General features: G+C 59.9%; 13 protein-coding genes. 10 read left to right on the forward strand and 3 right to left on the reverse strand.

The genetic code is table 11. The features are described 5' to 3' along the window. Nucleotides 1-7: 7 nt before the first annotated feature. On the reverse strand, nucleotides 8-1009 hold the full coding sequence (locus HMPREF3104_RS06975; protein ID WP_070494946.1) for a YncE family protein: 1002 nt from the start codon (nucleotides 1007-1009) through the stop codon (nucleotides 8-10). Nucleotides 1010-1047: 38 nt separating this feature from the next. Between HMPREF3104_RS06975 and HMPREF3104_RS06980 the strand changes: the two genes are divergently transcribed. From HMPREF3104_RS06980 to HMPREF3104_RS07015, 8 genes are read left to right on the forward strand one after another with little or no spacing between them, the layout of a single operon-like run. Beyond that, the gene (locus HMPREF3104_RS06980) at nucleotides 1048-1875 is read left to right on the forward strand and encodes an undecaprenyl-diphosphate phosphatase (protein ID WP_070495007.1); all 828 of its coding nucleotides are present in this window, start codon (nucleotides 1048-1050) and stop codon (nucleotides 1873-1875) included. A gap of 10 nt (nucleotides 1876-1885) precedes the next feature. After that, entirely contained in the window at nucleotides 1886-3100 is a 1215-nt protein-coding gene (gene mshC / locus HMPREF3104_RS06985; protein ID WP_070495008.1) for a cysteine--1-D-myo-inosityl 2-amino-2-deoxy-alpha-D-glucopyranoside ligase, read from the forward strand. 15 nt (nucleotides 3101-3115) lie between these two features. After that, on the forward strand, nucleotides 3116-3499 hold the full coding sequence (locus HMPREF3104_RS06990) for a hypothetical protein (protein ID WP_070494947.1): 384 nt from the start codon (nucleotides 3116-3118) through the stop codon (nucleotides 3497-3499). Beyond that, nucleotides 3492-4169 (forward strand): HAD family hydrolase, encoded by a 678-nt coding sequence (locus tag HMPREF3104_RS06995; RefSeq protein ID WP_308314013.1) that lies wholly within the window; start codon nucleotides 3492-3494, stop codon nucleotides 4167-4169. Before HMPREF3104_RS06990 ends, HMPREF3104_RS06995 begins: the two co-directional genes overlap by 8 nt. A gap of 11 nt (nucleotides 4170-4180) precedes the next feature. After that, the gene (locus tag HMPREF3104_RS07000; RefSeq protein ID WP_070462263.1) at nucleotides 4181-4444 is read left to right on the forward strand and encodes a phosphoribosyl-ATP diphosphatase; all 264 of its coding nucleotides are present in this window, start codon (nucleotides 4181-4183) and stop codon (nucleotides 4442-4444) included. Between the two features lie 18 nt (nucleotides 4445-4462). Then, nucleotides 4463-5311, forward strand: coding sequence for an ATP phosphoribosyltransferase (gene hisG / locus HMPREF3104_RS07005; protein WP_070494948.1), 849 nt, complete (start codon nucleotides 4463-4465; stop codon nucleotides 5309-5311). A 33-nt stretch (nucleotides 5312-5344) separates the two neighbouring features. Continuing rightward, nucleotides 5345-6769: an aspartate ammonia-lyase gene (aspA, locus tag HMPREF3104_RS07010; protein WP_052204279.1), complete on the forward strand. Its 1425-nt coding sequence runs from the start codon at nucleotides 5345-5347 to the stop codon at nucleotides 6767-6769. Between the two features lie 29 nt (nucleotides 6770-6798). Beyond that, entirely contained in the window at nucleotides 6799-8454 is a 1656-nt protein-coding gene (locus HMPREF3104_RS07015) for a formate--tetrahydrofolate ligase (protein ID WP_070494949.1), read from the forward strand. Here the strand turns inward: HMPREF3104_RS07015 and HMPREF3104_RS07020 are convergent. Further along, nucleotides 8451-9518, reverse strand: coding sequence for an HNH endonuclease signature motif containing protein (locus HMPREF3104_RS07020; RefSeq protein ID WP_070494950.1), 1068 nt, complete (start codon nucleotides 9516-9518; stop codon nucleotides 8451-8453). The two genes, HMPREF3104_RS07015 and HMPREF3104_RS07020, sit on opposite strands and share 4 nt — an antisense overlap. A gap of 122 nt (nucleotides 9519-9640) precedes the next feature. Continuing rightward, the gene (locus HMPREF3104_RS07025) at nucleotides 9641-10432 is read right to left on the reverse strand and encodes a RecB family exonuclease (RefSeq protein WP_052204285.1); all 792 of its coding nucleotides are present in this window, start codon (nucleotides 10430-10432) and stop codon (nucleotides 9641-9643) included. Between the two features lie 35 nt (nucleotides 10433-10467). Here HMPREF3104_RS07025 and HMPREF3104_RS07030 point away from each other — a divergent pair, with 35 nt between their 5' ends. Continuing rightward, nucleotides 10468-11667, forward strand: coding sequence for a M18 family aminopeptidase (locus HMPREF3104_RS07030; protein ID WP_070494951.1), 1200 nt, complete (start codon nucleotides 10468-10470; stop codon nucleotides 11665-11667). Then, nucleotides 11668-12501 carry a tRNA (adenine-N1)-methyltransferase gene (locus HMPREF3104_RS07035; RefSeq protein WP_052204288.1) on the forward strand — a complete coding sequence of 278 codons (834 nt, stop codon included), beginning with the start codon at nucleotides 11668-11670 and terminating at the stop codon, nucleotides 12499-12501. Nucleotides 12502-12514: the final 13 nt, after the last annotated feature.

A 12514-nucleotide genomic window follows, 5' to 3' on the forward strand; every position in this document is an offset into this window, starting at 1 on the left:
GGATCCTTTACAGTGTTTCTTTCACGATTTGGATGCCGTCGCCGGTGGCGGAGGCGATGATCAACGTGGCGTCGTCAAGCGAAATGATGCTCTGCGGATCCGCAACTGTCGCTACCTGCGCTTTTTGCACTGGCACACCACCGGACAGGTCGTAGCCGGTGGCGGTGTTGTCAGCAGTGGACGTGATCCAAGCGAGCTTGTTCGCCGCATCCCACGTCACATCCCACGGGCCTTGCGCCACAGGCGCCGTCTGGTGCAGACGAATGATGTCCATGGTGTTGTAGACAAAGAGCTGCGAGCCGGTCGCGTCAGCCGCGAGCACCACACCATCCGTTCCGTCAATCTTGCCCACGCCAAGGCCCACGCGCAGCGTGCCGCCCTGCCTGCCACCGGTCCAATCGACGTCTTGAATCGTGGTATCGAAGCGATTGATACGTACCACCGCATCATCCTGATCAGGCAACTGCATAGCGATCAGCTGGTCGGTTTCACGCGCTACGGAGATCGTGTCCACCTTTTTACCGTCGCGGTACACCCACACCTTGCGTTGCGCATCGCTCGCGGTTACCACCTCACCACTAGAGGTGACCACTGCGGCGGTCGCAGGCTCTTCCACTTCCAAGGTGGTCTCACCGCTCGCGTCAAACAGGCGTACCTGACTGCCGCAAGCCAACGCGAACGTCCCAGCGTTTGCGCTGACCTCGCCGCAGGAGGCGTCGGTGGGGTAGGTCACGGCAGTGTTGTTACGCAGCTGCTCAACAGTGCCCACATGCACAGCATCATCGGTACGAACCGCAACCAGGTCACCAGTGGTATCCAAGTCACGCACCGGGGCAAACGCGATTACCTCCCCGTCCGGGTCTGTCGCCGGCGGCGACGCAACGGGGGAGGCGCTTCCCATGTTCTGCGCCAAATCATCAGCAACTTCAGTCGGGGACGTACAAGCGGCAAGTGAAAGCGCAGCAGCCAGCACAGTCGCCGACGCCACGCGTGTGGGCAAGGGTTTCATAGCTTCCCAGAGTAGTGTTGCAACGCGTGAACGAAACCATGAGCTGGCTCCAAGTCGTCGTTTTGTCCATCGTGCAGGGACTCACCGAGTTCCTCCCGGTGTCATCATCGGGGCATTTGCGCATTGTTTCCCAACTATTCTGGGGACAAGATGCCGGTGCCAGCTTCACCGCCGTCATCCAGCTGGGCACCGAAGCTGCGGTGCTGGTCTTTTTCGCTAAAGACATCTGGCGCATCCTCACCGCTTGGTTTGCCGGTCTGTTCAACCCGCACAAGCGCGGGCTGGATTATCGGATGGGCTGGATGGTCATCGTGGGCACTATCCCAGTCGGCGTGGCCGGGCTGCTGCTTAAAGACTTGATCCGTGAAAACTTCCGCAACCTGTGGATCACCGCCACCGTGCTTATCCTGTTTTCGCTGGTATTTATTGTGGCGGAGCGGGTTGGCACGAAAAAGCGCGGCTTTGAAGAGCTCACGATGCGCGACGCCATTGTGATGGGCCTGTGGCAGTGCCTCGCACTCATCCCGGGCGTGTCGCGCTCCGGCGGCACCATCTCCGGCGGCTTGCTGCTGAACCTTGACCGCGAGGTAGCCACCCGTTTCTCCTTCCTGCTCGCCATCCCGGCAGTGCTGGCGTCGGGGCTTTTCTCGCTTCCCGACGCTTTCGCGCCCCAAGCCGGCCAAGCCGCCACCGGCATGCAACTACTCGTTGGTACCGGCATCGGGTTTGTGCTGGGCTACGTCTCCATTGCGTGGCTTCTGAAGTTTGTCTCCCACCATTCCTTCGCTTGGTTTGCGGCGTACCGGATCCCGCTGGGCATCCTCGTGATGATCTTGCTTGCAACTGGGGTGATGCAAGCCGGGTAGGGTGGCCGGTATGCAATCTTGGCCCGTGCCCTCTGTTTCTGCCGTCCCTGGGACCGAAGTCCCGCTGTCGCTTTATGACACCGCTGATCAACGCATCAAACCCGTAGACACCAGCGGTGAAGAAGTAGGCATGTACGTCTGCGGCATCACCCCCTATGACTCGACACACCTAGGGCACGCTGCGACGTATCTCACGTTTGACCTGGTGTACCGCCAGCTGCTGGCGAATGGACACAAGGTGCACTACGTCCAAAACATCACCGACGTAGACGACCCGCTGTTCGAGCGCGCCGCCCGCGACGGAGTGGACTGGCGCGAGCTTGGCACCAGCCAGATTGATCTGTTCCGCAGCGACATGGAGACGTTGTCCGTCATCCCGCCGCGAGACTACATCGGGGCGATGGAGGCGGTTGATGAAATCGTCGTGATGATTCAACGTCTGTTGGATGCCGGGGCCGCGTACAAGCTGGACCACGGTGATATCTACGCGCCTATCGATGCCACAGCCCAGTTTGGTTATGAGTCCAACCTGGACCGCGCGACCATGCTTAAGTTTTTCGCCGAGCGCGGTGGCGACCCGCAGCGCGAAGGCAAGCGCGATCCGTTGGATGCCCTGCTATGGCGTGGCCACAGGGAAGGCGAGCCTGCCTGGGAGTCGCCGTTTGGCCTAGGTCGTCCAGGCTGGCACGTGGAGTGCTCGGCGATTGCTACGAACCGCCTTGGCGCAACGTTTGCCATCCAGGGTGGAGGCAGTGACTTGGCGTTTCCCCACCACGAGTTTTCCGCCGCTCACGCCGAGGCCGCCCACAACACACAGCGTATGGCGGGCCACTACGTCCACAGCGGCATGATTGCGCTGGACGGGGTGAAGATGAGCAAATCCTTGGGCAACCTCGTGTTTGTGCACAAGCTCACCGAGGCGGGACACGACCCTTCGGCGATTCGCCTCGCCGTGTTCGACGGTCACTACCGCGCGGACCGCGACTTCACGTATGAGGGCCTCGATGCGGCTGAGGCTCGTTTGGCAAGGTGGCGTGAGGCGTTGGCGAATGAGGGTGACGTGGGGGAGGTGCGCGTGGGCGTCGATAAGCTAAGGAATGCCCTGGCAAACGACCTGGACACGCCGGCTGCCCTGGCAATCATCGATGAGGCAACTGGCGACGCCGACGGCATGCTGGCAGCCGCCATCGACGGGCTGCTCGGTGTGCAGATCTCAGGGCACTAAGGAAAGATTGCAGCCATGACCACGATTCGTGAGCAGTTTCAGGCAGACGTCGACGAGTTCATCGCAGATCTGACCACTTTTGCATCCGGCTCCTACCTGGCAGATGAGGACAAGGATCTTTGGGACGAGCCCTTCGACCCCGCAGTATTGCCCGATCTGAAGCACATCCTGGAGATGTTTCTGGACGCGCTCGACCAGTGCGGTGATGACCCATCCGAGGAAACGCTTGTCAAGGTTGTCGCGCCGTTTTACGCAAACTTGGCCGAGTTCAACGCCAAGCACGCCGACGCGGTACTGGAGCCGGAGGAGAAGGCAGACATCGAGGCACTCGTGTTGCGCGCGGCCGCCGCGACAGGTGCCACCGATGAGGCGCTAGGGGAGTTGCCTGAACTTGAGTAGCCTGCCTGCTGCGGTGTTTTGGGACATGGACGGCACCCTGGTGGACACGGAGCCGCTGTGGGGCATCGCCACCTACGAACTGTCTGAATACATGGGCCGCCGCATCCCACCGGAGGTGCGTGAGGAAACCGTCGGCGGTTCGTTTGAAAACACCGTGGGCATCCTGTCGCGCTACACGGGCTATCAGCTTGACGACGCTCGCGTGAACCACCTCCGCACCATCATGCACACCCGCATGGCGCAACTGATGGGCGAAGGCGTGGCGCTCAACCCAGGCGTCGGCGACGTGCTTGCGGCGCTGCGTGAGCGCGGGGTGCCTATGTACGTAGCCACTAACACGCCGCACGTGCTGGCAGATCCGTGCATCGCGGGCATTGGCGCGCACTACTTTGTAGACATCCTTAGCGGCGAGGACGTTGCTCAGGCAAAACCCGCCCCCGACATGTACGTCGAAGCAGCCCGTCGCGCTGGTGCGGCGCCCAGAGATTGCCTCGTGTTCGAGGACTCGTGGACCGGCATGAGTGCTGCTGCCGCCGCCGGATGCGCGGTGTTGGGGCTTGCCGAAACGGTGCCTGAGGGTGTGTTGAAGTTTGATCCAACGGACTTTGTTGGCGCAAAGGCGGACGATATTGCGGACTGGTTCGCACGCGCACACGCCATGGTGGGCTAGCATTACCCACCGTGAAACACTTCGACGATCTTTTTGCTGAACTCACCGCCAAAGCCGCCGAGCGTCCCGCTGGCTCCGCCACCGTGGAAGCGTTGGACAAGGGCGCCCATTTCATTGGGAAGAAGATCATCGAGGAAGCCGGCGAGGTATGGATCGCCGCCGAATACCAGTCTGATGCCGAGCTGGCTGAGGAGATGAGCCAGCTGATCTACTGGACGCAGGTGATGATGCTGAAGCGCGGCCTGACTCCAGACGACATTTACAAGTACCTCTAACGCTTTTTAAGGAACACCATGATCCGCATCGCTGTGCCCAACAAAGGGTCACTGTCCGAGCACGCCGTCCAGGTACTGAAGGAAGCAGGCTACAAAGGCCGAGGCATTACCAAAGCCTTGAACGTGGTCGATGAACCCAATGACGTGGAGTTTTTCTTTCTGCGTCCGAAGGATATCGCGATCTATGTCGCGCAAGGTCACCTTGATTTGGGGATCACTGGCCGTGATTTGGCTGCGGATTCACGTGCGTCTGTCGAGGAGGTTTTAGACCTTGGGTTTGGTGCGTCAACGTTCCGTTTTGCGGCGCCGCAAGGCGAGTCGTGGACTGTTGAGGCGTTGGAGGGCAAGCGCATTGCCACGTCGTACCCGCACCTGGTTGAGGATTACTTGGCTGAGAAGGGGATTACGCCTGGTTCAGTGATCCGCCTCGATGGGGCGGTGGAGATTTCCATCAAGCTGGGGGTGGCGGATGTGATTGCGGACGTGGTCTCGACCGGTGCGACGTTGCGTCAGCAAGGATTGGCCCCGTTTGGTGAGCCGATCATGACCAGCTGTGCCGTTGTGGTCAAGCGTGAGGGCATGCAGCTTAACGACGCCCACCGCCGCGTCCTCGGCCGCATCACCGGCATCCTGACCGCACACAACTACTTGATGATTGACTACAACGTAGCTAGGGCAGACTTGGAGCAGGCGTTGGCGTTGACACCGGGTATTACCGGACCGACGGTGTCCCCACTGCATCGTGACGATTGGGTAGCGGTTCGCGCAATGGTTGAGAAGTCTGCCGCAAACCGGGTGATGGATGAACTCTCCGCGCTTGGCGCCCAGGGTGTTCTGGCTACCGAGCTGCGGATCGCACGCCTGTAACCAGTCTTTATCGCGTGGCTATAGTGGGAGGCTATGAGCACTCGCACTGAAGAAGACCTGCTTGGTCGCCTCGACGTTCCCAACGATAAGTTCTACGGCATCCACACACTGCGTGCTGTGGACAACTTCCAGATCTCCGGCACCACCATTAATCAGTTCCCGGAGTTCATCCGCGGCATGGTTGAGGTGAAGAAGGCGACGGCGATTGCGAACCGCCGCCTGCACACCCTGCCAAAGAAAAAGTCTGAGGCAATTGTCGCTGCGTGCGACAAGATCCTCAACGAGGGCTACTGCATGGATCAGTTCCCCTCTGACGTGTTCCAGGGTGGTGCTGGCACGTCGGTGAACATGAACACCAATGAGGTGGTAGCCAACGTTGCCCTGGAGCTGTTGGGCGAGCCGAAGGGCGCCTATGACGTGATCAACCCTAACGATGACGTCAATATGTCGCAGTCCACCAACGACGCATATCCAACGGGCTTCCGCCTCGGAGTGTTCTACGCTGTACAAGGATTGATGGCGGAGCTTGATGAGCTACAGAAGGCACTGCGCGCAAAGGGCGACGAGTTTGCGGACATTATCAAGATGGGCCGCACCCAGCTTCAAGACGCTGTGCCGATGACCCTTGGCCAAGAATTCACCGCTTTCGGCGCCAATCTTGCAGAGGAGCAGCGCACCATCAACAGTGCTGCGGATTCGCTTTTGGAGGTCAATCTTGGCGCCACCGCGATTGGCACCGGAATTAACACTCCGACGGGGTACCGCGACCAGGTGGTCTCCGCGCTGCGTGAGGTGACCGGGCTGGATATTCAGGCTTCCCCGGATCTTATCGAGGCCACCTCTGACACCGGCGGCTACGTCATGATGCACTCCGCGCTCAAGCGCGCTGCGATGAAACTGTCGAAAATTTGCAACGATTTGCGTCTCCTGTCGTCTGGCCCGCGTGCAGGGTTGAACGAGATCAACTTGCCGGAGCGTCAGGCGGGCTCGTCGATTATGCCGGCAAAGGTCAACCCCGTTATCCCTGAGGTTGTCAACCAGGTCTGCTTCAAGGTGTTTGGTAATGACGTCACTGTCTCCATGGCGGCGGAAGCTGGCCAGCTGCAGCTCAACGTGATGGAGCCGGTGATTGCGCAGTCGCTGTTTGAGTCGATCAACCTACTGTCTAACGCGGCGAAGACGCTGCGCGAGAAGTGTGTCGTGGGCATTACCGCAAACAAGGAGGTGTGTGAGGCCTACGTGACGCGTTCCATTGGCATCATCACCTACCTGAACCCGGTGATCGGCCACCACATGGGCGATGTCATCGGGCGCGAGGCCGCCGCAACCGGCAAGAGCGTCTACGACCTTGTGCTTGAGCACGAGCTCATGACCGAAGATGAACTGAAGAAGGTCCTGAGCAAGGAAAACCTCATGCATCCGGAGTACCGCGGCAAGCTCTACATTGACGAAGATTAGAGCCTGAAGCTGCGGTACTCTTGGGGTTCATGAGGACCGATGTTGAAATTGCTCAAGCCCACACGCTAGAACCCATTACTGATATCGCTGATCGCGCAGGTGTATCGGCCGACGCGCTGGTGCCGTACGGCCGCTACATGGCGAAGGTCGACATCACCCAGGTGCCGGACAACAACCCGGGCAAGCTTGTGCTTGTCACCGGAGTTTCACCAACCCCGGCTGGCGAGGGTAAGTCCACAACCCTGATCGGCCTGACGGATGCGCTGGCGCGGTTGGGGAAGAAGGCGATTGTGGCGCTGCGTGAGCCGTCGCTTGGTCCCGTGATGGGTATCAAGGGCGGCGCCGCCGGCGGCGGCTACTCCCAGGTGGTGCCGATGGAGAACATCAACCTGCACTTCACGGGCGATTTCCACGCCATCACGTCCGCCAACAACACGCTCGCAGCGCTTATAGATAACCACATTCAGCAGGGCAACGAATTGGGCATTGACCCGCGCAGGATCACCTGGCAGCGCTGTCTGGATGTCAACGATCGTTCGCTGCGCAACGTAGTCACAGGTCTTGGTGGGCCGGGCAACGGCGTGCCGACGGAGACGGGATTCACCATCACCGCAGCCTCCGAAATCATGGCGATTTTGGGCTTAGCGACTGACCTGGATGACCTCAAGCGCCGCCTTGGCAACATCACAGTTGGCCTGACCTACGACAAGAAACCCGTTACCGCGAGCCAGCTCAACGCCGAAGGCGCAATGGCCGCACTTTTGAAGGAAGCGATCAACCCGAACCTGGTGCAAACACTTGGCGGCACGCCGGCTTTCATCCACGGTGGCCCGTTCGCCAACATCGCACACGGCTGCAACACGCTTATTGCTACCCGTACCGCCCAGGCGTATGCCGATATCGTGCTTACCGAAGCAGGCTTCGGATCCGACCTTGGAGCTGAGAAGTTCTTCGACATCAAGGCGCGTGCTGGTGAGTTGGATGTTGCCGGTGCCGTGATTGTGGTGACGATTAGGTCGATGAAGTACAACGCGGGCGTCGATAAGCAAAAGCTCTCCGAGGAAAACCTCGACGCTGTCGCAGCTGGCATTGTCAACCTCGAGCGCCACGTGGAAAACCTCCGCAAGTTCGGCGTGACCCCGGTAGTGGCACTCAACGACTTTGTCACCGACACCGACGCCGAGCGCGAATACGTCCGCAACTGGGCGCGCGAAAAAGGCATTGCACTCGAGATCGCTAAGGTGTGGGAAAAGGGTGGCGAAGGTGCCGAGGACCTAGCCCGCACCCTGCTGGACAACCTCACCGAGAACCAGTCGACCACGCTGTACGATCCCGCAGACGGCATTGAAAACGCCATCGAAACCATTGCACGGGAGGTCTACCGCGCTGAGAACGTCCAGTACTCCCAAGCAGCACTGAAGGACTTGCAGACGCTTAAGGAAAACGGCTGGGACACCCTGCCGGTATGCATTTCCAAGACGCAGTACTCGTTCTCCGACGATCCCTCGCAGCTCGGTGCGCCAACCGGCCACACTCTGCACGTACGCAACCTGTTGCCACGTACCGGTGCAGGCTTCATCGTCGCGTTGACTGGTGACGTCATGACCATGCCGGGCCTCCCCAAGGTGCCAGCCGCCAACAACATCAACGTCGACGGCAACGGCGTCATCTCCGGCCTGTTCTAGGTCCTAGCGGTGCCGAACAGCTGCCGCATCGCCCCAAATGGGTGATACGGGTTCGGCACCGGGTGACCGTTCGGAGATACCCACGTCGGGGTCCCGTCGATACTTTCGATGCGACCTCGCTTTTTGCGCAGCGGGTCATCATCATTGACCCGGTTGTGATAGCGGCATAGTGGCGCCAAGTTGCTCAGGTTTGTCTCACCACCTGCCTTCCAGGAGGTGATGTGGTGCAACTCGCAAGCTTCAGAACCGTGGCGGCAATCCGGCACCGGACATACCGGCATGACCAGGCGCGCTAGATCCCGCTGCTTTGGGTTTGCCAGGCGCTTCGTGCGGTAGAGGTTCACAGGGCCTTCTTGAGGGTGAAAAAGCCCGACCTCAAGCTCCTTGCCGTACTGTGCGGCAAGGTATTCGGCGCCGGTGATGGTGGTACCGTCGCTAAGACCTAGGATCGTTTCGTCGCCTTGGCCAGCCAGAATCTTCACGTGCTCATCGAGTGGCACCAGAATCATTGGGCGCCGCACTGCCCGCCCCACGCCACCGCCACGCAACACGGCAAGTAATCGTTTCACCATCTGCGGCATCGCTGGCTTGGTCGGGTCAAGCCCTGAGGTACATTCGTGCTCCAAATCTGCAAGTTCGTGCTCGTCAGCGGTAAAAGTGACGGTGCGTAGCTTGTCACGGGACTTTGAAAACGTCACCCGCGGTGTCGCCTTACGCTGCGCCTGAGGGATCAATGCTTTCGCGCGTTCGGCAAGCGTCCGGTACGTGCCGCGGACGCTGAGCAGCTGGATGCGGATCTTGTCTCGCGTGCGCTTGTCTTTGATGCTGCGCAGCCGTCGCTCAAGCATGGCCAGCTGGTCCAAATTCAGTTTTGAACGTCGGGCCTTGTCTCGTGCTTTTTCTTGCTGGCGTCGCTGTTGAGTGGGGCCGAAGTAGATTTCCTGGAGCTTGGCCCACTCGTTCACTTTGGCTTTGTCGTAGCCAGCCGCGATCGCTTGGTCGCGGTCGAACCACTCAAGGATGTCAATGGTTGGTGCGTGTAAGAACTGTTCAAAAGGATTCATGGCCAGGAAGGTAGACGGCGGTCAACCCCTGGTCAATAGGTTTTTCGCCGCCTGTGGATAACTTGGTCAAACCCCCAGAAGTTATCCACAGAAACGGGTCCTTATTGAAAATTCAGCGCTTGTTATTGAAAAACTTCGGGCCATCCGGGATAGGGTGGCGGCGTACCTCCGTACTCTGGGCACAGTGATTGGAACGAACACCAGCCGCAAAGTTTGGACGTTTTCGGCTTAAACGTTCCCTCTTTTCCGTCGGCAACAATATTGGCCCATAGATCGCCAAGATCGCGTTCAAAATACTCCAGCTCCTCACGCGAAGGCTGGATCACCATAGAGTCCATCACCTTCAGGTACATCAGCTTCAGCTGCGCTGGGATGACGTTAAAGAGACGCCAGTACACCAGCGCATAGAATCGCATCTGAAACAGCGCGCTGTCTGCGAACCGTGGCGGCGGCATTTTGCCGGTCTTATAGTCCACCACCCGCACTTCGCCGGAATCAGCGATGTCGACTCGGTCGATGAATCCGCGCACCGGCACGCCGTTTGGCAGGACGGACTCCACACGCATTTCCTGTGCGTGTGGGTCGAAGCGCTCTGGGCCTTCCATGTGGAAGTAGCCTTTGAGGAGCGCGCGGGCGTCGATAAGCAGCTGCATTTCGTCCTCAACCGGCTCGGCGCACGCGGGCTCGAGCTCCTGAAGTCTCGCCCACGCTGGCCGCAGCTCTTTGACCGCGGCCGGATACGTCCGCTGGTCCCGTGGCCAAGTGAACATCTCTTCCAACACCGCGTGCACGAGGGATCCGCGCACCTGGTGGATGGTTTTCGGCTCAGGAATCTTGTCGATGGCCTTCAGCCGGTACATCAGGGGGCATTGCTGGTAGTCGCCTGCGCGCGACGGAGATAATGCGAGCGTCATCGAAGCCAACCTTAGCGCAGCGCTAGGGTAGAACCATGCGTAGCCTTGCAGAGTTCATCACCGCCAGCCCGAGTGCGTTCCACGCAGCCGACGTTGTTCGTAGCGCGTTTGTTGGTGCTGGTTTTGCCGAAGATTCAGAGATCACCCCTGGTGGCCACGTCATCGTTCAAGATGGTTCGGTGATTGCCTGGTGGGTGCCGGAGCGTGCTAACCCGCGTTTTCGCATTGTCGGGTCGCATACGGATTCCCCCGGGTTGTGGCTGAAGCCGAACCCAGAGTTTGCCGGCGAGGGTTTTCGTCAGCTGGCGGTTGAGGTGTACGGCGGGCCGGTGTTGCAGTCGTGGTTCGACCGTGAACTGGCGTTTGCAGGGCGCATCGTGCTTGACGACGCCACGTCTCACCTCATCACCACCCCTCCCATTGCCCGCGTTCCCAACTTGGCTATTCACCTCTACCGCAGCGATGCCCCTGAGATAGACCGCCAGACCCACATGCAGCCAGTGTTGTGCGTGGATACTCCGATGGTGGACATTATGGGTGAGGCCGCAGGCGTTGACCCGAAGCGTATTGTTTCGCACGATCTCATCGCCGTAGATACGCAGGCTCCTGCGGCGATGGGGGACCTCCTGGCTGCAGGGCGCTTGGACAACTTGTCCAGCGTCCACGCGTCTGCGCGTGCCTTCCTGGCTGCAGTGGCTGATGCGCCGGCAGATGGGGATGTGCTTGTGTTTGCCTCGTTCAATCATGAGGAGATCGGATCGGCCACCGCGGTCGGCGCCGGTGGGCCGCTGCTGGAACGAGTCCTGGCCAAGTTGGCAGGTGATATGGGCGACCCGCTGGATGTTTACGCGGCATCGTCCGTGATCTCCGCAGACGCGGCGCATGCCGTGCATCCGAACTACCCGCAAAAGCACGATCCGACGCACCGCCCACTGATGAATCGCGGCCCTGTGCTGAAGATCAACGCGAATCAGCGCTATGCGTCGAATGCGGTGACGGAAGCGCTCTGGCACCGGGCGTGTGCTGTGGCAGAGGTCCCTGTGCAGACGTTTGTTGGCCACAATGCTGTGCCGTGCGGCTCAACGATCGGGCCGATTTCTTCTACACGCCTTGGAATCCCTACGGTAGATGTCGGCGTGCCGCTGCTCTCCATGCATTCAGCACGGGAACTGGTTGGTTTGCAAGACCAGGCCTGGTTCGAGGCGGCGCTAACTGCGTACTACAAAGGGGCATAAATGTATTCGGGCAAATTCCAGGCGGGCGATAAGGTACAGCTCACGGACGCGAAGCGTCGGCACTTCACCATTGAGCTTGTGCCCGACGGTCAGTTCCATTCGCATAAGGGCATTGTGGAGCACAACGACATCATCGGCGCTGATGAAGGCAGCGTAGTGCAGTCCACCCTCGGCGCGGACTACCTGTGCTTCCGTCACCTGTTGGTAGACCATGTGCTGTCTATGCCGCGTGGTGCTGCGGTGATTTACCCCAAGGATGCTGCGCAGATCCTGGTTGAGGGCGACATCTTCATGGGTGCACGCGTGTTGGAGGCTGGCGCAGGCTCGGGTGCCTTGACCATGTCGTTGCTTCGCGCGGTTGGCCCGGAAGGGCGCGTGTTTTCCTATGAGATCCGTGACGATCACTTGGAGTTTGCCCGCAATAACGTGGCGGAGTACTTCGGCTCTGAGCCGCAGTGGTGGACCCCGCGCTTGGGGGATTTCGGCGAGGTGACCGTTGATGATCTCGGCGGCCCGGTGGATCGCCTGATCCTGGACATGGTGGAACCGTGGCATTTCATTGACACTGTGAAAAACTTGCTGATTCCTGGTGGTGTGTTCATGACGTATGTGGCTACGGTGCCGCAGCTGATGAACATCATGGAGGCTATCCGTGAGGCGAAGTGCTTTACGGAGCCGCGCGCGTGGGAAACGCTGCTGCGTGAGTGGAAGGTTGAGGGGCTGGCAACTCGCCCGGAGCACCGCATGAACGCGCACACTGCGTTCCTGGTGTGGACTCGCCGGTTGGCTGATGGGGTGACGCCGCCGAGGCCGCAGCGTCGCGCGCGTAGGTAATCTCGTTATGCTC

Source organism: Corynebacterium sp. HMSC30G07 (assembly GCF_001806945.1).
In the GTDB taxonomy this organism is placed as follows: Bacteria; Actinomycetota; Actinomycetes; order Mycobacteriales; family Mycobacteriaceae; genus Corynebacterium; species Corynebacterium riegelii.

Bases quoted from the DNA above. Each gene is read 5' to 3' on its own strand.
- mshC (WP_070495008.1), top strand. From the start codon at position 1,886: ATGCAATCTTGGCCCGTGCCCTCTGTTTCTGCCGTCCCTGGGACCGAA.
- aspA (WP_052204279.1), top strand. From the start codon at position 5,345: ATGAGCACTCGCACTGAAGAAGACCTGCTTGGTCGCCTCGACGTTCCC.
- HMPREF3104_RS06990 (WP_070494947.1), top strand. From the start codon at position 3,116: ATGACCACGATTCGTGAGCAGTTTCAGGCAGACGTCGACGAGTTCATC.
- HMPREF3104_RS07035 (WP_052204288.1), top strand. From the start codon at position 11,668: ATGTATTCGGGCAAATTCCAGGCGGGCGATAAGGTACAGCTCACGGAC.
- HMPREF3104_RS07025 (WP_052204285.1), bottom strand. From the start codon at position 10,432: ATGACGCTCGCATTATCTCCGTCGCGCGCAGGCGACTACCAGCAATGC.
- HMPREF3104_RS07020 (WP_070494950.1), bottom strand. From the start codon at position 9,518: ATGAATCCTTTTGAACAGTTCTTACACGCACCAACCATTGACATCCTT.
- HMPREF3104_RS07030 (WP_070494951.1), top strand. From the start codon at position 10,468: ATGCGTAGCCTTGCAGAGTTCATCACCGCCAGCCCGAGTGCGTTCCAC.
- HMPREF3104_RS07015 (WP_070494949.1), top strand. From the start codon at position 6,799: ATGAGGACCGATGTTGAAATTGCTCAAGCCCACACGCTAGAACCCATT.
- HMPREF3104_RS06980 (WP_070495007.1), top strand. From the start codon at position 1,048: ATGAGCTGGCTCCAAGTCGTCGTTTTGTCCATCGTGCAGGGACTCACC.
- hisG (WP_070494948.1), top strand. From the start codon at position 4,463: ATGATCCGCATCGCTGTGCCCAACAAAGGGTCACTGTCCGAGCACGCC.
- HMPREF3104_RS06975 (WP_070494946.1), bottom strand. From the start codon at position 1,009: ATGAAACCCTTGCCCACACGCGTGGCGTCGGCGACTGTGCTGGCTGCT.